Raw genomic sequence first — 20973 nt, 5'->3', positions numbered from 1 at the left:
CCCTCGTTTCCTGCCCGCAGTTAGGGTTGACCACGGCACTTCCGTTTCGCTTCGGTCCGTCTTCCGGGGGGCATCTCGTGCGCTACCGCCTGCTCGGACCGGTCACGGTCCTCGGCGACACGGGCCCGGTCCGCCCCGGCGGCCAGAAACAGACGTCCGTGCTGGCCGCGCTGCTGCTGAACCCCAACCGGGTGGTCACCGAGGACCGCCTCATCGACCTGACCTGGGGCGAAAACGCGCCGCCGAGCGTCCGCGGCCGGCTCCAGGTGCACATCTCGGAACTGCGGAAGCTGCTCGGCCGCGACGTCATCGTGCGGCGCGCACCCGGTTACCTCATCGAAGTCGCACCCGGCGACCGCGATCTCGACGTCTTCGACGAAGAGGTCGCCAAGGCCAGGGCGACCTCCGGCGCGGACGCCGTCACGCACCTGCGGGCGGCGCTGGCGCTGTGGGAGGGCACCCCGCTCGGCGGGGTCAGCGAGGCACTGGCGGAGTACGAAGGCCCGGCGCTGGCCGAACGCCGGCTCGTCGCGCTGGAGGAGCTGTACGAGCAGGAACTCGCCGCCGGACGGCACGGCGAGGTGGTCGGGGAACTGCGGCGGCTCGTCGACGAACACCCGTTCCGCGAGCGCCTGCGGGCCGCGCTGATGCTCGCGCTGCACCGCTGCGGCCGTACCCCGGAGGCCCTGGAAACGTACACACGGGCGCACGAACTGCTGGTCGACGAACTGGGCATCGAGCCCGGCCAGGCCCTGCAGGACCTGCGGATGCGGATCCTGCGCGGCGAGGGCGAACCCGTCCCGCCCGCCGTCCCGGTCACCCCGCGGCCCGCCGAGCTGCCGCTGGACGTCCGCGGGTTCGCCGGCCGGGCCGCGGAGCTGGCCGCGCTCGACGAACCGGGGGACGTCTGGGTGATCACCGGCACCGCCGGCGTCGGCAAGACGGCGCTGGCCGTGCACTGGGCCCACACCGCCCGGACGCGCTACCCCGACGGCCAGCTGTACGTGAACCTGCGCGGTTTCGACGCCGACGACGAGCCGCTCACCCCCGCGGCCGCACTCGCGCAACTACTCCGGACCCTCGGCGTCGACCTGCGGGACGTGCCGCCGGGCCTCGACGACCAGAGCAAGCTCTACCGGTCGCTGCTGGCCGACCGGCAGGCCCTGGTGGTGCTGGACAACGCCCGCGACACCGCCCAGGTGCTGCCGCTGCTGCCGTCGTCGGGGCGGGTGCTGGTGACCAGCCGCCACCGGCTCGACGAGCTGGTCGCCCGCGTCGGCGCGCGGTCGCTGGGCCTGGCGCAGCTGCGCGAGGCCGACTCCCGGGCGCTGCTGACCGCCCTGCTCGGCGACCGGACCGCCGCCGAGCCGGAAGCGGCCGCCGAGCTGGCCCGGCTGTGCGGCCACCACCCGCTGGCCCTGCGGATCGCCGCGGCGAACACCGGCGTCGCCAGCATCGGCGAGCTGGTCGACGAGCTGCGCGGCGATCCCCTCGCCCACCTCGGCTTCGACGGAGCGGGCGAGAGCGCCGTCGCCAAGGCGTTTTCGGTGTCCTACCAGGCGCTGCCGCCGGGGCTGCGGCAGGCGTTCCGGCTGCTCGCGCTGGTGCCGGGGGCCGATTTCACGGCGATCGCCGCGGCGGCCCTGCTGGAGGTGCCGGTCGAGGAGGCGACCCGGCGGCTGCGCGGGCTGATCGCGGCGAACCTCCTGGAGGCGCACGCACCCCGCCGCTACCGGTTCCACGACCTCGCCCGCCGCTACGCCGAGCAGTGCGTCCGCGCCGAGGAGGACGAGCCCGCGCGCGACCGGGCGTGGGAGCGGCTGTTCACCGGCTACTGCGCGGCCGCGGACGCCGCCGTCGCCCTGCTCGGCGCCCGGATCGTGGCCCTCCCCCGCGAGGACGCGCCCTCGGCGCCGAGCCCGGTGGTCTTCGCCGGCGCCGCGGAAGCCGTGGCCTGGCTGGACGTCGAAGTGCCGAACCTCTCGGCGGCGCTGCGACAGGCGGCGACGCGCGGGCCGTACCCGGGCGCCTGGTACCTCGCCGACGCGTTGCGGCGGTTCTTCCACGACCACGGCCGCCGGGCGGAGTGGCTCGAGCTGGCCCCGATCGTGCTGCGTGCGGCGCAGGACCACGGCGCCCAGCCCGCCGAAGCGCTGGTCCAGCTGTCCATCGGCGGGGCGTACTTCCGCGAGGGCCAGCACGAAGCGGGCATCCGGCACTCGGAGAAGGCGGTGCTGGCCAGCCGCGCGTGCGGCTGGCGGCAGTGCGAGGCCACGGCGGTGGCGAACCTCGGCGCGATGCTGGAGTGGACGGGGCGGCTCTCGGAGGCCGTCGAGCACAGCCGGCGCGCGATCCAGCTGTTCCGCGAGCTGGCCAACCGGTCGGGCGAAGCACTGGCGCTGAACTCGCTGAGCTGCCACTACCGGCAGCTGGGCCGCCTGGAGCAGGCGGAGGACTGCTTGGTCGAGGCAATCGCGCTGGCGCGCAAGGAGGACCTGGCGTTCTGGGAGGCGGCCAACCTCGCCGACCTCGGCTGGGTGCTCATGGCCACCGGGCGGCTGGCGGAGTCCGGAGAGACCCTCGACCAGGCGTTGCAGGCGTTCCGCGACCTGGGGTCCAGCTTCGGCGAGGCCACGGCCCTGAACGTGCTGAGCGCCCTCCAGATGGCCCGCGGCGACCACTCCGCGGCCGTGACGACGGCGGAGGCGGCCTTGGCGTGCGTCCGCCGCGACGGCGACCGCCAGGTGGAGGCGGCGGCTCTGATCGCGCTGGGCCGGGCGGAGGAGAGCCGGGGCGATCTCCGCGCGGCGGAGCGGGTCCTGCGCGAGGCCCGTTCGCTGACGGCGGAGTCGGGCCTGCGAGGCCAGCTGGCCGAGGCGGCAGCCACGCTGGCGAGGGTCCTGGCGGCCGACGGGCGCGCGGGCGAGGCGGGCGAACACGCCCGGACGGCACTGGACGCGGCCCGGGCGGGCGGGTTCCGGGTGGTGGAGGCGGAGGCATTGCTGGGACTGGCGGCGGTCCAGGCCGCAGCGGGCCGATCGACGCTGGCGGCCGGGACGGCTCGTGAGTCCCGAGCGCTTTACCGCGCGGTGGGGCACGTGACGGGAGAGGCACTGGCCGCGGAGTTCCTCGACCGGCTCGGGGACCGGGCCACCGGCTGAGCCGCGCCGGGTGTTACCCCGGCGGGCGTCGCGCGACATACTGAGGGCATGCCCCGTCCGAAACACGTCGCCGCGAGCGATCTGCGCCTTCCGGACGCGCTGCAGCCGGGGCGGCCCAAGGGCGATCAGCTGCGCGAAATCCTGGAAAGCGTCGCCACGGAGGCCGGGCCGGGGCGGCTGATGCCGTCCGAACGGTTTCTCGCCGAGCACTTCCAGGTCGCCCGCGGCACCGTGCGGCAGGAAGTCAACCGCCTCGTCGCGGACGGCGTCCTGTACCGCCAGCACGGCACCGCGACCTTCACCGCCGAACGGCAGGCCGCGCACATCGACATGCTCACCTCGTTCACCGAGGACATGCAGGCCCGCGGCGTCGTGCCGAAGACGAAGGTGCTGCACGCCGAAGTCGAAAGCGCGGGCCCGCGCATCGCGGGACGGCTGAACGTGCCGCCGGGCGCGCGGGTGTTCCGGCTGGAACGCCTCCGCTACGTCGAAGACGAGCCGTTCGCGGTCGAGCGCACCAACCTGTCCGTCGACCGCTTCCCGGACATCGAGCTGTTCGACTGGGAGACCCAGTCCCTGCACCGCACGATCGAGGAACGCTGGGGCGTGCGCCCGGAGTGGAACGACACGGCGATCTCCGCGGTCCTGCCGAACAGCCACGACGCCGCCCTGCTCGGCATCGAGGCCACCCAGCCGTGCCTGATCATCGAAGGCACGCTGCACGACCAGAGCGGCGGCGTCATCGAGGCGGGCCGGTCGCTGTACCGGGCCGACCGCTACACGGTCTTCACCCAGGCCCGGCGCAGCCCGTCCTCCTGAAAAAGGCAACCCCCGGGTTCCCCGCTCAGGACAACGGTTCTCCTCCGGCGCAGCAGTCGGCCTGGTGCGCCCGCAGCACCTTCAGGCAGTGCTCCACCAGCTCGTCCGCGGCCTCCGGGCCGAACAGCGTCACGTACGACTCGTAGATGCCGTCGCGGTGGCCGTCCGCGTCCGGCAGGTACCCCAGGTACCCGTCCGTGTAGCCGATCACCCGGGTGTGGCGGAACGGGCTGCCGCGGCGGATGCGCAGGCCCAGGGACGCGAACAGCTCGAACGGGGTGTGCAGCCAGGCGATCTCCCCCAGCGACACCACGCTGACCGGCACCTCCGCGCAGCCTGTCGGCCGGCCGCCCGCCGCCATCGTCGCCAGCATCGCGCAGCCCTCGTAGCGGGTCTGGGCGATGCGGACCGCCGGGTGGTCCTCGCCGTGGTGGGCCAGCTCGCGCTGCCACTGCTCCTCCGCCACCTGCCGCAGCTCCAAGCTGGCCTCGAGGGTCGGGATGTCGCGGTAGGGCAGGTGCAGCGTCGACCGCGTCAGCCGCACCGGGCCGGCCGTCGCGGGCGGGGGCGACACCGCCGCCAGCGTGCGCGCGATCGACGTCGCCAGGTGGCCGCCGAGCGTGCGGACCTCGTCGTGGCCGCGGCCACGGCGGACGAACCGGGAGCTGGCGTCGCCCGCCGCGCCCTGCAGGAACGCCGCGACCGGCTGCCCGGCCAGCGTGGCCAGCTCGCGGCGGGTCGCGCCCGGCCAGTCCGCCGACCAGGCGAGGTTGTCGGGGCCGAGCACGGTGGGGTGGCTGGCGTAGTCGAACAGCAGCGCGGCCGGCGTGCCGTCGTCGCGGCGCAGCTCGAGCACGCCGAACGACGTGTCGTGCGGCCCGTCGGGCCGGTAGCGGTTGCCGCCGACGGCTTCGGTCGAACCCGCGTGCCAGCAGGCTCGGACCCGGCCGCGGCCGGCGCGCAGCCGCAGCGCCGCACCGGTGACCTTCTCCGCCATGCCGCCGACCAGCCCGGCGTCGCGCCGACCCGGCAGGCCGGGGTGCAACGGGCCGGTCCAGCCCTCGGGCCCGGAATGCGTGTGCGACGCGCAGACGAGCACCCGGTCCGGGTCGATGCCCACCGCCGCGGCGACCGCGTCGGCCAGGGTGCGGGTCAGCCCGGCGTCGACCGCGAGGGCGTCCAGCGCCACCCACACCACGCCGGGGTCGTCCTCGGTGGACAGCCAGATCAGTGACGCCTCGAGGTCGTCGTGCGTGCCGGTCGCGACCCCGTGCCGGGCCAGGTAGCCGCCGAGCGGGTGACCGGGCCCCGGCGTGATCCGGACGTCTTGCGCGGCGAGCAGGAGCGCGGCGGTCACCAGGTCGATTCCAGGACGTCGACGACGCCGTCGCGGCCGGCGGCGCGGGCCACCCCGGCGAGCGCGGTGACGTCGTCGGTCGTGTGCAGCAGGACTTCCAGCAGCATCGGCAGGTTGAGCCCCGAGACCAGCTGCAGGCGCGGGTGCCCGGCCGCGAGCGTGCGGACGGCGTTGAACGGCGAGCCGCCGTGCAGGTCGGCGAGCACCAGCACACCCTCGGCGTCACCGGCCAGCGCGAGCACGCGGGCGCCGAACTCCTCCGGGCTGTCGCGCGGGCTCAGCTCGCAGACCTTCAGCCGCGTCTGCGGGCCGAGGATCATCTCGGCGGCCTCCCCGACTCCGGAGGGCAGCCGGCCGTGGCCGGCGAGGATGATCGGGACGGTCATGGCGGACTCCTAACCTTTCGCCGGGGCCGATGGCGCGAACCAGCCGAGCCACCCCAGGACGACCCCCGCGACGACGACGATGCCGATGACCCAGACCGGCCGCAGCCGCGCCTTGACCGTCAGCAGGTACACCCCGGCGGTCACGAGCACCGGGAGCAGGAACGGGAGCAGCTCGTCGAGCCGGTCCTGGATCGCCACCGACTGCGTCACCGGCTGCCCCTGGACCGTGGTGGTCTGCCGGTAGGTCAGCGTGGTGACGACCTTGACGATCGACGGGATGAACCCGCCGAGGACGACGAACCCGAGCACGGTCGCCCCCTGGGCGACGCGCGCGAGCGCACCGGCGGCGAGGTGCCCGGCCAGCCGCTTGCCCTCGCGGTAGGCGAACCCGAACTGCCAGCGCCGCACCAGCGCGTACGGCACGAGCACCATGACGGCGGCGAAGGCGGGGCCGAGCCAGTTGCCCTGCAGCGCCCACGACGCGCCCATGGTGAAGACGATGCTGTTGTACAGCGCGAAGACGACGGTGTCGCCGATGCCGGCCATCGGCCCCATCAGCGCGACCTTCGTGCTCGCCGCCGACTTCGGCGTCCCCGCCTCCTCCAGTGCGACGCTGGAGCCGAGGATCAACGGGCCGCCGACGAGCACCGAGGTGTTGAAGAACTGCAGGTGCCGCTGCAGGCCGGCGACGTAGTCGGCCTTCTCCGGGTACAGCCGGCGCAGCACCGGCTCCATCGAGTACGCGAACCCGAGCGCCTGCATCCGTTCGTAGTTCCAGGAGATCTGGCTCGACCAGAAGTACCGGCGGAACACCCGCCGCAGGTCCTGTTTCGTCAGCCTTGGATCCACTGTGGACTCCGCGGGGGCCGCTTCCTCGGCCGGTTCGGGGACGGCGAGCGCCGGCTCGTCGCGTTTCAGCGTCACGAACAGCATCGCGACCGCGACGCCGATCAGCGCGATCCCCAGCACCGGCAGGTGCAGGTAGGCGAACCCGACGAACCCGATGAGCAGCAGGTACCAGTACCGCGACAGCTCCATCATGCCGAGCAGCAGCGCGAAGCCGACCGCCGGCAGCAGCGACCCGGCCAGCGTCATGCCCTGCACGAAACCGGCGGGGATGCTCGCCGTGATGTCCTTGACCAGCCCGCCGGACGCGGCGAGCGCGGCGAGGAACGTCGGGACGGCGCGCACGGCCACCCACGGGATCAGGCTGACCCAGTGGATCATCGCCAGGCCGCGGGCGTTGCCGTCGGCGGCGTAGCCGTCGGCCCGGTGCACCAGGCCGGTGGTGACCATCTTGCCGACCGGGTCCAGCGCCGAGAGCAGGATCGCGGCCGGCAGCCCGACGCCGATGCCGATCGCGGCCTGCGCGGCCGGAGCGCCGGCGGCACCCGCGGCGAGCGCGGTGCCGACGATCGCGCCGGTCTGGTAGTCCGGGATGGTGGCGCCGCCGTAGGTGTAGACACCCAGCGCCGCGAGCTCCAGCGTCGCGCCGATCAGCAGGCCGAGCAGCGGGTGGCCGGTGATCAGCCCGGCCACCGAGCCGGCGATGAGCGGGCGCTGGGCGTAGATGAGGAACGGGCCGAGCCCGTCGTAGGTGCAGTAGATCGCCCACAGGGTCAGGGCCAACGCGACGAGCATGCTGGAGCTAAAGCCCTTTCCGGTCGAGCAGCGAGATGAAGTCGGCGGGCTTGTCCTGCGGCAGCAGTTGCGTGACCAGCGGGACGCCCGCGGCGGCGAGCTTGCGGTAGGCGTCGGCCTCGTCCGCGGTGACCGCGATCGAGCGGGTGACCATGGTGTAGGGATCACCCGGCCGGGGGGCGACGTTGCCGACGTTGACGACCTCGGGCCGCAGCCCGCCCTCGACGAGGCGGAAGACGTCCCCGGGGTGCTTGACGATGATCATGACGTCCGCGCCGGCTTCGGTGGCCAGCGTGGCCTCGACCGACAGCACCTCCGTGGGCAGTCCCCGCGCGGCCTGCGGGAGCAGCATCCGCTGGAGGTCGTCGGCGGCGACGTCGTCGTTGCAGACGACCAGCCGGCGCACGCCGAGGCGGCGGGTCCACGCGACGGTGACCTGACCGTGGATCAGCCGGTTGTCGATCCGGAGATGTGCCCCCGTCATGTTTCTCCTCCCGGACGGCAGGAGACATACTGGTTCGTACCAGTATCTGTGTCAACACTGCCGGTGACCGGCCTTCGCGCGGCCGACGGAAGGACCCCTCAGACCTTCCGTCGGCCCACGAGCGCGAAGTCCCCCTGGTTTTTCTCCCGGACCCTCCCATAAAGGTATATACCAGTATGGACGGTTGTGATCGACTGTCAAGACCTTGCACCTCGGAGAATCCGAAAAATTCTCGACCGGTCAGCCGACAGAAATTGCCGGAAACATTCCGGGAGAATCCGCGCAACCTGGCCCGGTCACCGTCGTTAACCGCATCGTCCGTCCAGGGGAGGAAAGCATGCCGGCCGTCAGATCGAACATCGTCCCGCTCCGGCACGCGCGGCCGGGAGTGGTGGCGTACGTGAAGAGCCCGGCCGAATGGTTCGTCGCGAACAGCGGCTGGATCCAGGGCACCGAGGGCGTCGCGCTGATCGACACCTGCGGCACCGAGCAGGCGACCCTGGAACTGCTGCGCGACGTCCGCAAGTACGCCGGCGACCAGGAGCTCACGGTCGTCATCACGCACGCGCACGGCGAACACCACAACGGACTCGGCGTCGCCCTGCGTGACGGCGGTACCGCGCTGGCCGCCCCCGGCAGCCTGGAACTGGTCAAGGCCGGGCCGCAGACCTACGGCAACGTCTTCACCTACACGCAGTGGGGCGTGCTCGAGCCGCCGGAGCCGGCAGCCGTGCGGCCGGTGACCGGCTGGCACGAGCTGGACCTGGGCGGCGCGACCGTCGACGTCGTGGCCGTGCCGGGCGTCGCGCACACGCCGGGCGACCTGGTGGTGCACGAGCCGCGTTCGGGCACGCTGTTCACCGGCGACCTGGTGGGCATCGGCGACACCCCGATGGCGGTGCACGGCTCGATCCCCGGCTGGCTCGACGCGCTCGACTGGCTGCAGGACACGTTCCGCCCGCGCACCCTGGTGCCCGGCCACGGCCCGGTGGCGAACCCCGGCCAGACGGCCGTCCACGGCATGCGCGTCTACCTGGAGTGGCTGCTGGAGGCGACCGCGCGCCAGGCCGACTTCGGGAAGCTGGCGAAGCAGGCGTCCATGCGGTGGCCGTCGTGGCGCAACCCGGAGCGGCACATCGGGAACCTGATGCGGGCCTACGCCGACCAGCACGGCCGCAAGCTCGACGTCGACCTGGCGATCGACGCCGTGCTGGCCGCGGCGGGCGGCCGCATCGACCTGGACCTGCTGCTGGGCAGCGAGCCGGTCCGGCAGATCTCCTAGGAGCCCGAGCCGCCCAGGCTCTCCAGCAGCGTCCGCAGCGTCGCGGCCAGCTCTTCGCGCTCGCCGGTGTCCAACGCGGCCAGGATCCGGTGCTCGGTCTCGACGTGCTCGGGCAGCGCGCGGTCGATCAGCTCGCCGCCGGCTTCGGTCAGCCGCACGCGCACCCCCCGGCCGTCCGCCTCGTTGGGCGTGCGCTCCACCAGGCCCCGCGCCTCCATCTTGTCCAAGCGCTGGGTGATCGCCCCGGACGTCACCATCGCCGACCGCATCAGCTCCGTCGGGGTCAGCCGGTAGGGCGGCCCGCTGCGGCGCAGCGTCGCGAGGACGTCGAAGGTCGCGCGGTCCAGGCCGTGGCGGGCGAACGTGCGGCGCAGCTCCGCGTCGACCAGTGCGCTCAGCCGAGACAGCCGGCCGATCACCGCCATCGGGGAAACGTCGAGGTCGGGGCGCTCGGCGTGCCACTGCGCCAGAACCCGGTCCACGTGGTCGGCCATGGGCACAGCGTAACCGATGTCTTAGCTTTAAGTGAAAGGGTAGCGAGTTACCTTAGCGCTGAGGTAATCTGGCTTAGTGCTAAACAAACAGGTCCTCGTCACCGCACTGGCCCCGGCCATCTGGGGCACCACCTACCTCGTCACCACCGAGTTCCTGCCGCCCGACCGGCCGCTGCTCGCCGCCGTCATCCGGGCGCTGCCCGCCGGGCTGCTGCTGGTCGCGCTCACCCGCCGCCTGCCGAAGGGCGACTGGTGGTGGCGCTCGCTGGTGCTCGGGACGCTGAACATCGGCGCGTTCCTCGCCCTGCTGTTCATCGCCGCCTACCGGCTGCCCGGCGGGGTCGCCGCCACCCTCGGCGCCCTGCAACCGCTCCTGGTCGCCGGCCTGTCGACCGGCCTGCTCGGCGAACGCCTGACCCGGCGCACCGTGCTCGCGGGTCTCGCCGGGGTCGCCGGCGTCAGCCTGCTGGTCCTGCAGGCCGGCGCGCGCCTCGACGCGATCGGCGTCGCCGCCGCGGCCGGCGGGGCGGTCGTGATGGCCACCGGTGTCGTGCTGAGCAAGCGCTGGACGTCCCCCGCGCCCCTGCTGGCGACCACCGGCTGGCAGCTCGTCGCGGGCGGCCTGGTGCTCGTCCCGGTCGCGCTGGCCGTCGAAGGCGCTCCGCCCGCGTCGCTGTCCGGCGCGAACCTGGCCGGCTACGCCTACCTCGCGCTGATCGGGGCCGCGTTCGCGTACGCCCTGTGGTTCCGGGGGATCCGCGCACTGTCCGCGACCCACGTGACGTTCCTCGGGCTGCTGAGCCCGGTCGTCGCCACCCTGCTCGGCTGGCTCGTGCTCGGCCAGCGGCTGACGGCGTGGCAGCTGCTGGGCGCCGCGATCGTGCTGGCCGCCGTCGTGGCCGCGCAGCGGCGGCCGCTGCTCCGGACGGGGGCTGATAACCATCAGCCTTTGACAACCGCTCACCGGGCCACCGACGCTGAAATGGTCTGAACAACTTGCGATCATCGGCCTCGACGAGGAGGCGCCCGTGCGCACGAAGACGTCCGTCCGGCAACGGCTTGTGGTGCTGGCCGCGGCACTCGCGATGGCCACCGCGACCGCCCCCGCCGCCGAGGCGGTGCCGGCCACGATCCCCTTGAAGATCACCAACAACTCCGGGCGCGGCGACCCGGTCTACCTCTACGACCTCGGCACGAACCTGGCCACCGGCCAGCAGGGCTGGGCCGACGCGAACGGCACGTTCCACGCCTGGCCCGGCGGCGCGGTGCCGCCGATCCCGGCGCCTGACGCGGCCATCCCCGGCCCCGCGAACGGCCAGTCGATCACCATCCGGATCCCGAAGTTCTCCGGCCGGATCTACTTCTCCTACGGGCAGAAGCTGGTCTTCAAGCTCGCCACCGGCGGCTTGGTGCAGCCGGCGATCCAGAACCCGTCCGACCCGAACGTCAACATCCTCTTCAACTGGTCGGAGTACACGCTCAACGACGGCGGCCTCTGGATCAACAGCACCCAGGTGGACATGTTCTCCGCGCCGTACGCGGTCGGCGTGCAGCCCGTGGGCGGCACCACGAGGAGCACCGGGCACCTGAAACCGGGCGGCTACCACGGTTTCTACACCGCGCTGCGCGGCCAGCCGGGCGGCTGGGCCAACCTGATCCGGACCCGCTCCGACGGCACGGTCCTGCGCGCGCTGGCCCCGAGCCACGGCATCGAAGCGGGCGCGCTGCCCGCGACCGTGCTGCAGGACTACATCAACCGCGTCTGGACGAAGTACAGCTCGTCGACGCTGACCGTGACACCGGTGGCGGACCAGCCGAACGTGAAGTACTACGGCCGCGTTTCCGGCGGCACCATGAACTTCACGAACACGTCCGGGGGGTTCGTGACGGCGTTCCAGAAACCGGATTCCGACAGCGTCTTCGGCTGCTACAAGAACCTCGACGCGCCGAACGACGTCCGCGGCCGGATCTCGCGCACGCTCTGCGCGGGCTTCAACCGCTCGACGCTGCTGACCAACGCCAACCAGCCGGACACGAGCCCGGCGGGCTTCTACCAGGACGCCGTCACCAACCACTACGCGCGCAAGATCCACGCGCAGATGGCCGACGGCAAGGCGTACGCCTTCGCGTTCGACGACGTCGGCCACCACGAATCCCTGGTCAACGACGGCAACCCGGCGACGGCCTACCTGACGCTGGATCCGTTCGACTAGAGCCTGGCGAACAGCGGTGCCACCGGCGTGTCCCCGAGCAAATCGCACGGGGGTGCGCCGGTGCTCGCCGGCACCGGCTGCGCCCGGCCCTTCACCTCCACCACCGGCTGCCCGCAGGCGACCAGTTCCACCACCAGCACCGGCACAACGAGCAACACCCGAATGCGCATGACCGGCTCACCCCGATCCGTCTCCACCGCTCCCACCACGCACACGGGGGCCGCCACGAAGCCGGTTCAGGTATTTCCGGTGCTCTCACCGGATCGGATGAGCGGGAGGAAGACGCGAAGGAGTCCCCCGATGGCGTACGGGTCCGAAGGGCTGCTGTTGGCTAGGCTGAGCGGGTCAAGCGGAGGTGAAGTGGACACCACGACCCTGCTCGAGGCGGCCGCGCGCGGCGACCAGGCGGCGTGGGACGCCCTGGTCGACCGGTTCGCCAGCCTGCTCTGGTCGATCGCCCGCGCCCACCGGCTCTCCGACGCCGACGCGGCCGACGTCGTCCAGACGACCTGGCTGAAGCTCGTCGAAAACCTCGGCCGGATCAAGGAACCGGAGCGGCTGCCCGGCTGGCTGGCCACCACCACCCGGCACGAGTGCCTGCGCCAGCTCCGCCGCACCGACCGGGAGCGCCCGGCCGACGAGCAGGTCTGGCAGAGCGAACCGGCGTCCGGCCCGGCCGTCGACGCGGCCCTGCTGCTGGGCGAGCGCGACGCCGCGCTCTGGCGCGCGCTCGACAAGCTGTCCGACCAGTGCCGTCGGCTGCTGCGCGTGCTCATGGCGACGCCACCGCCGTCGTACGCGGAGGTCGCGGACGCCCTCGACATGCCGGTCGGCAGCATCGGCCCGACCCGGCAGCGCTGCCTGGGCCGGCTGCGCGAACGGGCCGGCCAGGCCGGGCTCGGAACGGAGGACCGGACATGACCACCGACGACGAGCTCATGGACCTCCTGCGCGCGGCCGCGGCGGAGGCGGACCCGGTGCCGGACCTCGTGCTGCGCCAGGCCCGCGCGGCGCTGACCACCCGGGACCTGGACGCCGAGCTGGCGGACCTGGCCTTCGACTCGGACCTGGCGGAAGCCGGCGCGGTCCGCGCGGCGGGCGACGACGTCCGGCTGCTGTCGTTCGAGTCGCCGCGCGTGTCGGTGGAGCTGCAGGTGGAATACGCGGGCGGCCGGGTTTCGCTGCGCGGCCTGATCACCGGCGCGACGGGCGACGCGGTGATCGAGGTGGCGGGCGAGCGGCGCACGAGCCCGATCGGCGCGGAGGGCTGGTTCACGGCGACGGGGCTCCAACGCGGAGCGACCCGGGTGACGGTGACCGCCGCGGACGGCACGGCGGTCACCACCGGCTGGGCGAGCCTCTAACCCACGCCGGGTTCGATCAGCCGGCCCTGCACGTACGGGACACGCTGAGCACCGTTCACGTCCCAAAGCTGCACCACGGGCGAATCTTCGCGGCCGGCCTCCGGCAGGCGGACCACCAGATCGGCGGCCGCCCGCGCCGAGACGTCCTCGGCCATCCTCGCCGCGATCCTCCCCGTGACGATCGCCGCCGAGAACGAGGTTCCGCTCCAGGCGGCAAAACCGTTGTACTGCGGCAATGCGCCGGCAGGCTGGGTCGGGTACCCGGGCCGGAAGTACGGGCCGAGCACGTCGACACCGTCGGCGTAGACCGAAACCCAGGGACCGTAGTTGCTGAAGTCGGCCACCCGCGGCCTGGCCGGATCCTTCGTCGGGTCGGCCGCGCCCACCGCGATCACCCGGGCGTGGGAGTCGCGGGGCCTGCCGGGGGTGTCCTCGAGCATGATCGCGGCCGGGTAGACCCGGCGCCGGCTGGACCGGTTCCCGGCGGACGCGACCACGACCGCGTCCGCGGGCAACCTGCGCAGGGCCGCCTCGATGGCCTTCGGCGGTTCGTCCTCCCAGGTCGCGCCGGAGAAGGACAGGTTGATCAGGGTGATGCCCTCTTCGCGCAGTTCGTCGATGGCGTTGGCGACCGCCAGGTCTTCGGCCGCACCGTCCGACTTGTCGACCACGCCCTTCATGCGGACGCGGACCTTGGGCGGCACCTGCTTCAGCACCACCCCGGCGACGAACGTCCCGTGCGCGGCCGTGCCGATCGGATTCCCGTCTTCGTCGCGTTCCGGGCGGACGGTGTCCTCCTGGTCGTACACCACCCGGTGGCCGAGGTACGAGTGCGGCTCGCCCTGGTACAGCAGGATGCCGGTGTCGATCACCCCGACTGTCGGGTCCGCATCGGATTCGGGCAACGGAGCCAGTTCGCTGGTGGTCGGCTTCGGGCGCAGGCCGGGTTCCGCCCAGATGATGCGGTCCAGCCCGAAGAGGTGGTTCGGGCTCGCGGCGCGGCCGCGCAGGGCGGCGAGCACCTCCGGGACCGGGCGGGTGCCGGTGAAGCGGCACAGCGGGCCGGCGCCCCCGTCCGGGTGATAGCCGAACCCTGCCAGTTCGGCGTGGATCGCGGCAGAATCGTCGGCATGGACCAGCAGCTCGCCGGCTCGATGGCGATATCGGGTCATGTGTCCCCCTCCGGGACCGGTCATGAGTGAACGGGTCGGTAACCCGATCCGCGAACCCCTCCCATCGATACACACCGGCCGGAGCGGGCACAAGCGGCGATGACCGGGGCACTGGCCAAGGCCGTCGCCGCGGCGGACCTGGCGTTCACCGCGCCGGTCCGGGCGCGGGCACTGGCCGGGGCGGCGCTCGCGGAAGCGGACGGCCACGCCGAGACCGCCGCGGTCGCCGAGCACGCCCTCGGCCTCGCCGGGGTGGCCACCGGCCGCCTCACCGACGCCGAGACCCGGCTGCGAGCAGCCGTCCGGCTGGCCGACGGCGCCGGCCTCCGCGAGCGGGCCGCCCAGACGCGCGGGGTGCTCGGGTACGTGCTGACGCTGACCGGGCGCACGGCCGAAGCCCTGCGCGAGCTGGACCGCGCGATGCCGGAGCTGACCGGGACGGCGGCGGCGCGGCTGCGCATGCAGCGGGCCGTCGTGCTCACCGAAATCAGCCGGTTCGGTGCCGCCGCCGCGGAGTTCGCGGCCGCGCTCGAGACGCTGCGGGCGGCGGGCGGGGACGCCCTGATCGAGGCCACCGTCCGCACGAACCGCAGCATCGTGCTGGCCCGGCTCGGCGACTGGCGGGGTGCCGAGGAGGACCTGCGCCGGGCCGAGCACGGCTTCACCGCGACCGGCCACCTCGGCCGGACGGCGATGGTGTGGCAGAACCGCGGGCTCGCCGCCACCGTCCGCGGCGACGTCCCGGCCGCGCTCGCCGCGTACGACGAAGCCGCGTCACGCTACGAAGAAGCCGGAACCGACCAGGGCCTGCTGCCGATCGAACGCGCCGAAACGCTGCTCTCCGTCCGCCTGATCGCCGAAGCGCGCGAAGCCGCCACGGCTGCCGTCGCCGACTACCGACGCCGGCGCAACGCCGTCGACCTCGTCCAGGCGCGGCTGCTGCTGGCGAAGGTCGCGCTGCTGGACGACGACCCGGAAACGGCGTTGCGTGAAGCCACGCTGGCGCGGCGGTCCGCGGCCCGCCAGCACCGGCCGGGCTGGGCCGCGCTCGGCGGTTACCTGGCGCTGCGGGCCCGGCGCGACAGCGGGCACCGGACGACGGCGATGCTCCGGTCCGGACAGCGCACGGTGGCGGCGCTGGCCGACGCGGGCTGGGTGGTCCCGGCCCTGGACGCGCGGCTGATCGTCGCGTCGCTGGCGCTGGCGCTGGGCCGTCCGGCCGTCGCGGAGGCCGAGTTGACGGTCGTCGGCCGGGCCGGGCGCGACGGCCCGGCCGAGCTGCGGGCCCGTGCCTGGCACGCGACGGCGTTGCTGCGGCTGGTCCGCGGCGACCGCCGGGGCGCGGACGCGGCGGTGCGTGCCGGCGTCCGGGTGATCGGCCGGTTCCGGGCCGGACTGGGGGCGAGCGAGCTGCGCGCCCACGCGTCCGGCCACGCGAGCGAGCTGACCGGGCTGGGGTTGCGGCTCGCCGTCGAAGCGGGCCACCCGGAGGCCGTGCTGCGGTGGGCGGAACAGCGGCACGCCGGTGCGTTGCGGCTGCGGCCCGCATGGCCGCCGGACGACGAGGGCTTGGCCGCGGACCTCGCCGCGCTGCGCCAGACCGCCGTCGACCTCGCCGCGGGCACCGGCCAGGCGCCGGCCCTGCTGCGCCGGCAGGCCCGGCTCGAGAAGGCGGTGCGCGACCGCGCCCGGCACGCCTCCGGAGCGTCTACTTCGGACAGTCGCATCCCGTCGCGCGCGGAGCTCGCCGCGGCGCTGGGCCCGGCCACGCTGGTGGAGTACGTCGAGCTGGACGGGCGGCTGACGGCGCTCGTCCTCGGCGGCGGCCGGCTGCGGCGGTGCGAGCTGGGCTCGGCGGCCGAGGCCGCGGAGCGCCTGGACGAGCTGCGGTTCGCGCTGCGGCGCCGGGCGTTCGGCCTCGGTTCGTTCGCCGGGCTCGCCGAGCGGACGGCCCGCCGCCTCGACGACCTGCTGCTGGCCCCGCTCCCGCTGGGCGACGGCCCGCTGGTGATCGTGCCGACCGGGCGGCTGCACGAGCTGCCGTGGCCGGCGCTGCCGGGCAGCCGTGGCCGTCCGGTGTCGCTGGCGCCGTCGGCGGCGCTGTGGCACCGCGCGGCGACCGCCCCGCGCGGCGAGGGCGGGGACCACGTCCTCGTGGCCGGTCCCGGGCTGCCGCACGCCGCCGCGGAGGCCGCCGCGCTGGCCCGCCGCTACCCGGGCGCCCGGCGGTTCACCGGCCGCACCGCGCGGGTCGAGCCGGTGCTCGCCGCGCTCGACGGCGCCGCGCTCGGCCACCTCGCGGCGCACGGGGTGTTCCGCACGGACAACCCGCTGTTTTCGTCGCTCCGGCTCGCCGACGGTCCGCTGACGGTGTACGACCTGGAACGGCTGGCCCGCCCGCCGCGCCAGGTCGTGCTGTCGGGCTGCGACTCGGGCCGCTCGGCGATCCACGCGGGCGACGAGCTGCTGGGCCTGGCCTCGGCCCTGCTGGCGCTGGGCACGACGAGCCTGGTGGCCACGGTCCTCCCGATCCCCGACGACGCCGGCCGCGCCCTGATGCTCCGCTACCACCGCCACCTCGCGGCGGGCCACACCCCGGCGGCCGCCCTGGCCCAGGCCCAGTCGGAGCTCCCGGACTCCCCCGCAGCCGCCAGTTACGTCTGCTACGGCGCCGGCTGACCCGGATCCCGCGTGATCCCGCCCGTAACTCGCGTGATCGAAGCCGTAACTCGCGAGTTACGGGCTCGATCACGCGAGATCCGGCTTCCGTCACGCCCACCCGGCGCGGGCCGGGTCATCATGGAGCGGTGCGGATCACGGCTTGGTGGAGTGGGCTCAGCCCGCGGCGGCGGCTGATGCTGAGCGGTGTCGCCGTCGCCGTGGTGGCCGTGGTCGTCGCCACCGTGGTCGCCACCTCGGGGGCGAAAGCCGCGCCCGAGGCCGGGACACCGGACCAGAACAAGCCCGGCCCGGTGCTGCTCGTCCCCGGCTACGGCGGCGGGCGGGGTGCGCTGGAGACCCTCGCCGAGCGGATCCGGCAGGCCACCGGCCGGTCCGCCGAAGTGCTCACCCTGGCCGGCGACGGCACCGGCGACCTCGCCGAACAGGCCGGCGTCCTCGCCGAAGCCGTCGAAAAGGCCTACGAACAAGGCGCGCCTTCGGTCGACGTCGTCGGGTACTCCGCCGGCGGGGTCGTCGCGCGGCTGTGGGTCGACCGCGAGGGCGGCGACCACCAGGCCCGCCGGGTCGTGACGCTCGGCGCGCCGATGCACGGCACCGGCCTGGCCACGGCGGGTGGCGCGCTGGTCCCGGGCGGGTGTCCTGCCGCGTGCGTCCAGCTGGCCCCGGGCAGCAGCCTCCTGCAGGAGCTGGCCAAGCAGCCGCTCCCGCCGGGCCTGCCGTGGCTGTCGCTCTGGACCGACCTCGACGAGACGGTGACCCCGCCGGACTCCGCCCGGCTCGACGGCGCCGTCAACGTTTCGCTGCAGCAGGTCTGCCCCGGCAACCCGGCCGGCCACGGCGACCTGCCCACCGACCCCGCCGTCACCGAGATCGTCCTGCAGGCCCTCGGCACCACCCCGCTCGAAGCGCCCACCGACTGCCTCAGCTCGTGACGTCCTTCGTCGCGAAGTTCGCCCACGCGGCCCCGAAGAACACCACGATGTAGCCGGCCTGCAGCAGCAGCCCGTGGTCGATGTTGCGCCACAGCACCGGATCGCGGAAGAAGTCGATCCAGGACAGCCAGTAGTGCGTCGGCAGGTAGGGCCGCACGGACGCGGCGGCGTCCAGGGTCTCCAGCACCGTGCTCGTGATGAGCACGGCCAGCCCGCCCAGCGCGGCCCCCAGCGCCGAGTCGGACACCGTCGAGAGGAAGACGGTGATCGCCGCGAACCCGAGCATCGACACGACGATGTAGGTCACCGCGCCCAGCAGCCGCAGGCCCAGCGCGGACGAGCTGAGCGACTGCCCCGACAACGACGTCACGCCGGTCGGCTGCCCGCCCGGCCCCGCGACGCCGGGGTTGCCGCCGGTGCCGAACAGGATCACCCCGAGCACCAGCGAGGTCAGCACGACGATGACGATCGCCGCGGTGACGTACACGGCCAGCGCGACCATCTTGGCGCCCAGCAACCTCGTCCGGCCGACCGGGCGCACCAGCAGGTAGCGCAGGGTGCCGGTGGCCGCCTCGCCCGCGATCGCGTCGCCCGCGGTGACGGCGACCGCGATCGGCAGGAACAGCGGCAGCACCAGCGCGAGCGCGGCGGCCGGGTACAGCGCGCCGTCGTTCACCACCGCCGAGAGGAACGCCCCGCCCTGCCCCGGCGGCGGCGCGAAGTCGGCCGTGGCCAGGAAGACGCCGACGATCGCGGGCAGCAGGCACAGCAGCAGCACGCTGAACCACACCCGCGGCCGCAGCGCGAGCTTCCGCAGTTCGACGCCGATCACCCCGCCGCCCCGAACCGGTCCGAGCCCGGACCCGTCACGTCGAGGACGACCTGTTCCAGCGTCCGCTGTTCGGCGTGGATCGACGTCACGCGCACCCCCGCCTCGACGAGCAGCGCGTTCAGCGCCGCCGGATCGCCGTGCCGGATGACCAGCCGGTCGCCGTCACGGGCTTCGAGCTGGCCGTCCAGGACCGCGGCCGCCGCGGCGGCGTCCGGCGTGCCGACCAGGATCCGGCCGGTGGCCGCCCGCAGCGTGGCCAGGTCCTCTTCCAGCACGAGCCGGCCGCGGTCGACGACGCCGACGCGCGTGCACAGCTGTTCGACCTCGGCCAGCAGGTGGCTGGACAGGAACACCGTGGTGCCGCCCGCGTTCAGCTCGACCAGCAGCTCGCGGATCTCCTTGATGCCCTGCGGGTCGAGCCCGTTGGTCGGCTCGTCGAGGATCAGCAGCCGGGGCCGCCGCAGCAGCGCGCCGGCGAGCCCGAGCCGTTGCCGCATGCCGAGCGAGTACGCCTTCACCGGCCGCTGGTCGACCCCGGCCAGCCCGACCTGTTCGAGAGCTTCGTCGATGCGACGGCGTCGTGTGCGCCGCCCTCCCCCGCGGCCGGCGGCGTCGAGCAGCGCCAGGTTCCGGCGCCCGGACAGGTGCGGGTACGCGGCCGGGCCCTCGACGAGCGCACCGACGTCCGGCAGCACCTCGGCGACCCGCTTCGGCACCGGTTTCCCGAGCACCTCGATCTCCCCGGCGGTCGCGTAGACCAGGCCCAGCAGCATCCGGACCGTGGTGGTCTTGCCCGAGCCGTTCGGGCCGAGGAAGCCGTAGCGGTCGCCTTCGCGGACTTCGAGGTCGACCGCGTCGACGGCCACCGTGCGGCCGTAGCGCTTGGTCAGCGCGCGCGTGACGATCACGGGCCGCTCCGGCGCAGCCGGGACAGCTCGTCGGCCACGGACTTCAGCACCTCCGGTGTCACCGTCCCGGCCAGCAGGTAGGAGCGCCGGGACACCGACGACCGCACGATGCCCAGGGACAGCGGCGTGATCGACAGCTGCACGACGCTCCCCGCGGCCAGCTTGACCTGCACCGCACCGGCCTTCCCGGCGGCGTCGCCCGCCGCGTTGGCCACCGTGCGCGGCACGGCGATCACGGCGAAGGCGGCCAGCCCCCGGCCGTAGAGCGCGGCGCCCTGCACGCCCCCGAAGTCCGACGACACCACCGGGCGCCCGGCCAGCGAGGACGGCAGCGGAACCTGGCCGAACGCGCCGAGCGTGTCGGCGACGTCCGGCGCGCTCGTCACGCCGAACCCGGACCCGAGCGCCGGCCGCGGTGCCTCGACGACCGGCGTCGTCTGTGCGAGCTGCTGGAACTCGGTCACCAGGATCGGGGCCTCCTGTCCACGCGCGGTCACCTCGACGCGCACCGCCACCCCGGTCGCCGGGTCCGCCCAGACGTCGACCCGCCCGACGGTGGTGTCCGGATCGGCGGGGACGAGCCGCAGGCCGGACGCGGCGACCCCGGCGACGTTCCGCCCCGGCAGCGCGCTCACCGGGTCGCCCTTCGCCGCGCCCAGGATCCGCCGCGCGAGCTCGGGCGGCAGCAGGTCACCGGCCCGCGGCAGCCGCAGGCCGGGCTCGCCGATCAGCTCGGTCAGCGTGTTGTCGCCGTAGTCCCAGGTGTATTCGCCGTCGGGCAGCCGGTAGACGTCGTGCTCGCCGGCGGTGCCGAGGATGTCGACGCGGTACCGGTCGGGCCCGGCGTACCAGGCGCGCATCGGCGTCCGCATCGAGAAGAGCGCGGTGACGGCGGCGAGGTTCGGCAGCTCCGGCAGCGCGAGCGAACCGGCGCTTTCGGCGTAACCCTGGTACGGCCGTCCGGCGGAATCCAGCACGAGCGCCCGCAGCCGGTCCGGATCGGCCGCAGCGCCGGCCGGGGCAAGCGCGGCGACGACCGACGGCGCGGAAACGAGCACAGCGGCCACGGCGGCGACGACCGCCCACCGGCGCCGCTTCTCGTGCCGCACCACCGAGGGCGTCATCCGGCATCACCTCTTCATCCTTTGTACGCCATCGCCCCCAGGCCCTAGGCTCGAAGAGTGACTCCCGTTCATGCTGCTGTCCTGAGCTAGTTCCCGCTCCGGTCCTTCGCACACCCCGCACC

At 74.0% G+C, this 20973-nt stretch carries 19 protein-coding genes; 9 read left to right on the top strand and 10 right to left on the bottom strand.

Going from position 1 to position 20973, the window contains the following annotated elements:
- The first annotated feature begins 77 nt into the window (after window positions 1-77).
- Window positions 78-3161 (top strand): AfsR/SARP family transcriptional regulator, encoded by a 3084-nt coding sequence (locus tag QRY02_RS44695; RefSeq protein WP_285988720.1) that lies wholly within the window; start codon window positions 78-80, stop codon window positions 3159-3161.
- A gap of 48 nt (window positions 3162-3209) precedes the next feature.
- Window positions 3210-3980 (top strand): GntR family transcriptional regulator, encoded by a 771-nt coding sequence (locus QRY02_RS44690; RefSeq protein ID WP_285988719.1) that lies wholly within the window; start codon window positions 3210-3212, stop codon window positions 3978-3980.
- 25 nt (window positions 3981-4005) lie between these two features.
- Here the strand turns inward: QRY02_RS44690 and QRY02_RS44685 are convergent, their stop codons facing one another.
- From QRY02_RS44685 to QRY02_RS44670, 4 genes are read right to left on the bottom strand one after another with little or no spacing between them, the layout of a single operon-like run.
- Window positions 4006-5337 carry a hypothetical protein gene (locus QRY02_RS44685; protein ID WP_285988718.1) on the bottom strand — a complete coding sequence of 444 codons (1332 nt, stop codon included), beginning with the start codon at window positions 5335-5337 and terminating at the stop codon, window positions 4006-4008.
- Window positions 5334-5723 (bottom strand): PTS sugar transporter subunit IIA, encoded by a 390-nt coding sequence (locus QRY02_RS44680; RefSeq protein ID WP_285988717.1) that lies wholly within the window; start codon window positions 5721-5723, stop codon window positions 5334-5336. Before QRY02_RS44680 ends, QRY02_RS44685 begins: the two co-directional genes overlap by 4 nt.
- A gap of 9 nt (window positions 5724-5732) precedes the next feature.
- The gene (locus QRY02_RS44675) at window positions 5733-7364 is read right to left on the bottom strand and encodes a PTS system mannose/fructose/sorbose family transporter subunit IID (protein WP_285988716.1); all 1632 of its coding nucleotides are present in this window, start codon (window positions 7362-7364) and stop codon (window positions 5733-5735) included.
- A 7-nt stretch (window positions 7365-7371) separates the two neighbouring features.
- Window positions 7372-7848, bottom strand: coding sequence for a PTS sugar transporter subunit IIB (locus QRY02_RS44670; RefSeq protein ID WP_285988715.1), 477 nt, complete (start codon window positions 7846-7848; stop codon window positions 7372-7374).
- 337 nt (window positions 7849-8185) lie between these two features.
- Here QRY02_RS44670 and QRY02_RS44665 point away from each other — a divergent pair, with 337 nt between their 5' ends.
- The gene (locus QRY02_RS44665; protein WP_285988714.1) at window positions 8186-9130 is read left to right on the top strand and encodes an MBL fold metallo-hydrolase; all 945 of its coding nucleotides are present in this window, start codon (window positions 8186-8188) and stop codon (window positions 9128-9130) included.
- Here the strand turns inward: QRY02_RS44665 and QRY02_RS44660 are convergent.
- Window positions 9127-9624, bottom strand: a complete 498-nt coding sequence (locus QRY02_RS44660; protein ID WP_285988713.1) for a MarR family winged helix-turn-helix transcriptional regulator — start codon at window positions 9622-9624, stop codon at window positions 9127-9129. The two genes, QRY02_RS44665 and QRY02_RS44660, sit on opposite strands and share 4 nt — an antisense overlap.
- A 76-nt stretch (window positions 9625-9700) precedes the next feature.
- On the opposite strand from QRY02_RS44660, the gene QRY02_RS44655 reads away from it, so the two are divergent.
- Both QRY02_RS44655 and QRY02_RS44650 read left to right on the top strand, forming a co-directional pair.
- Window positions 9701-10615: an EamA family transporter gene (locus QRY02_RS44655; protein WP_285988712.1), complete on the top strand. Its 915-nt coding sequence runs from the start codon at window positions 9701-9703 to the stop codon at window positions 10613-10615.
- A gap of 37 nt (window positions 10616-10652) precedes the next feature.
- A complete protein-coding gene (locus QRY02_RS44650; RefSeq protein WP_285988711.1) occupies window positions 10653-11837 on the top strand; it encodes a glycoside hydrolase family 64 protein in 1185 nt (394 codons plus the stop codon).
- Here the strand turns inward: QRY02_RS44650 and QRY02_RS44645 are convergent.
- Window positions 11834-12007, bottom strand: coding sequence for a hypothetical protein (locus tag QRY02_RS44645; protein WP_285988710.1), 174 nt, complete (start codon window positions 12005-12007; stop codon window positions 11834-11836). The genes QRY02_RS44650 and QRY02_RS44645 overlap by 4 nt on opposite strands.
- A 190-nt stretch (window positions 12008-12197) precedes the next feature.
- On the opposite strand from QRY02_RS44645, the gene QRY02_RS44640 reads away from it, so the two are divergent.
- Both QRY02_RS44640 and QRY02_RS44635 read left to right on the top strand, forming a co-directional pair.
- Window positions 12198-12758 carry an RNA polymerase sigma factor gene (locus QRY02_RS44640; RefSeq protein ID WP_285988709.1) on the top strand — a complete coding sequence of 187 codons (561 nt, stop codon included), beginning with the start codon at window positions 12198-12200 and terminating at the stop codon, window positions 12756-12758.
- On the top strand, window positions 12755-13201 hold the full coding sequence (locus QRY02_RS44635) for a hypothetical protein (RefSeq protein WP_285988708.1): 447 nt from the start codon (window positions 12755-12757) through the stop codon (window positions 13199-13201). The genes QRY02_RS44640 and QRY02_RS44635 overlap by 4 nt, the downstream gene beginning before the upstream one ends.
- Here QRY02_RS44635 and QRY02_RS44630 read toward each other — a convergent pair.
- Window positions 13198-14373, bottom strand: a complete 1176-nt coding sequence (locus QRY02_RS44630; protein WP_285988707.1) for a S8 family peptidase — start codon at window positions 14371-14373, stop codon at window positions 13198-13200. The genes QRY02_RS44635 and QRY02_RS44630 overlap by 4 nt on opposite strands.
- A 99-nt stretch (window positions 14374-14472) precedes the next feature.
- On the opposite strand from QRY02_RS44630, the gene QRY02_RS44625 reads away from it, so the two are divergent.
- A complete protein-coding gene (locus QRY02_RS44625; RefSeq protein ID WP_285988706.1) occupies window positions 14473-17052 on the top strand; it encodes a CHAT domain-containing protein in 2580 nt (859 codons plus the stop codon).
- 128 nt (window positions 17053-17180) lie between these two features.
- Complete coding sequence (locus tag QRY02_RS44620) at window positions 17181-17987, top strand: lipase family alpha/beta hydrolase (RefSeq protein ID WP_285988705.1); 807 nt, start codon at window positions 17181-17183, stop codon at window positions 17985-17987.
- Here QRY02_RS44620 and QRY02_RS44615 read toward each other — a convergent pair.
- The 3 genes from QRY02_RS44615 to QRY02_RS44605 are packed head-to-tail and all read right to left on the bottom strand — an operon-like array spanning window position 17977 to window position 20851.
- The gene (locus tag QRY02_RS44615; RefSeq protein ID WP_285988704.1) at window positions 17977-18819 is read right to left on the bottom strand and encodes an ABC transporter permease; all 843 of its coding nucleotides are present in this window, start codon (window positions 18817-18819) and stop codon (window positions 17977-17979) included. The two genes, QRY02_RS44620 and QRY02_RS44615, sit on opposite strands and share 11 nt — an antisense overlap.
- A complete protein-coding gene (locus QRY02_RS44610) occupies window positions 18816-19727 on the bottom strand; it encodes an ABC transporter ATP-binding protein (RefSeq protein ID WP_285988703.1) in 912 nt (303 codons plus the stop codon). The genes QRY02_RS44615 and QRY02_RS44610 overlap by 4 nt, the downstream gene beginning before the upstream one ends.
- Window positions 19724-20851, bottom strand: a complete 1128-nt coding sequence (locus QRY02_RS44605) for a hypothetical protein (RefSeq protein WP_285988702.1) — start codon at window positions 20849-20851, stop codon at window positions 19724-19726. Before QRY02_RS44605 ends, QRY02_RS44610 begins: the two co-directional genes overlap by 4 nt.
- Between the last annotated feature and the right edge of the window lie 122 nt (window positions 20852-20973).

The sequence above is a fragment of the Amycolatopsis sp. DG1A-15b genome (assembly GCF_030285645.1).
Lineage (GTDB): Bacteria > Actinomycetota > Actinomycetes > Mycobacteriales > Pseudonocardiaceae > Amycolatopsis.
The sequence above is the reverse complement of the archived record's forward strand: the minus strand, read 5'-3'. Positions and strand labels throughout refer to the sequence as shown.

What these genes read in the sequence shown, in the direction of transcription:
- QRY02_RS44690 (WP_285988719.1), top strand. Translation starts at nt 3,210, where the DNA reads ATGCCCCGTCCGAAACACGTCGCCGCGAGCGATCTGCGCCTTCCGGAC.
- QRY02_RS44680 (WP_285988717.1), bottom strand. Translation starts at nt 5,723, where the DNA reads ATGACCGTCCCGATCATCCTCGCCGGCCACGGCCGGCTGCCCTCCGGA.
- QRY02_RS44675 (WP_285988716.1), bottom strand. Translation starts at nt 7,364, where the DNA reads ATGCTCGTCGCGTTGGCCCTGACCCTGTGGGCGATCTACTGCACCTAC.
- QRY02_RS44670 (WP_285988715.1), bottom strand. Translation starts at nt 7,848, where the DNA reads ATGACGGGGGCACATCTCCGGATCGACAACCGGCTGATCCACGGTCAG.
- QRY02_RS44665 (WP_285988714.1), top strand. Translation starts at nt 8,186, where the DNA reads ATGCCGGCCGTCAGATCGAACATCGTCCCGCTCCGGCACGCGCGGCCG.
- QRY02_RS44660 (WP_285988713.1), bottom strand. Translation starts at nt 9,624, where the DNA reads ATGGCCGACCACGTGGACCGGGTTCTGGCGCAGTGGCACGCCGAGCGC.
- QRY02_RS44645 (WP_285988710.1), bottom strand. Translation starts at nt 12,007, where the DNA reads ATGCGCATTCGGGTGTTGCTCGTTGTGCCGGTGCTGGTGGTGGAACTG.
- QRY02_RS44635 (WP_285988708.1), top strand. Translation starts at nt 12,755, where the DNA reads ATGACCACCGACGACGAGCTCATGGACCTCCTGCGCGCGGCCGCGGCG.
- QRY02_RS44630 (WP_285988707.1), bottom strand. Translation starts at nt 14,373, where the DNA reads ATGACCCGATATCGCCATCGAGCCGGCGAGCTGCTGGTCCATGCCGAC.
- QRY02_RS44625 (WP_285988706.1), top strand. Translation starts at nt 14,473, where the DNA reads ATGACCGGGGCACTGGCCAAGGCCGTCGCCGCGGCGGACCTGGCGTTC.
- QRY02_RS44605 (WP_285988702.1), bottom strand. Translation starts at nt 20,851, where the DNA reads ATGACGCCCTCGGTGGTGCGGCACGAGAAGCGGCGCCGGTGGGCGGTC.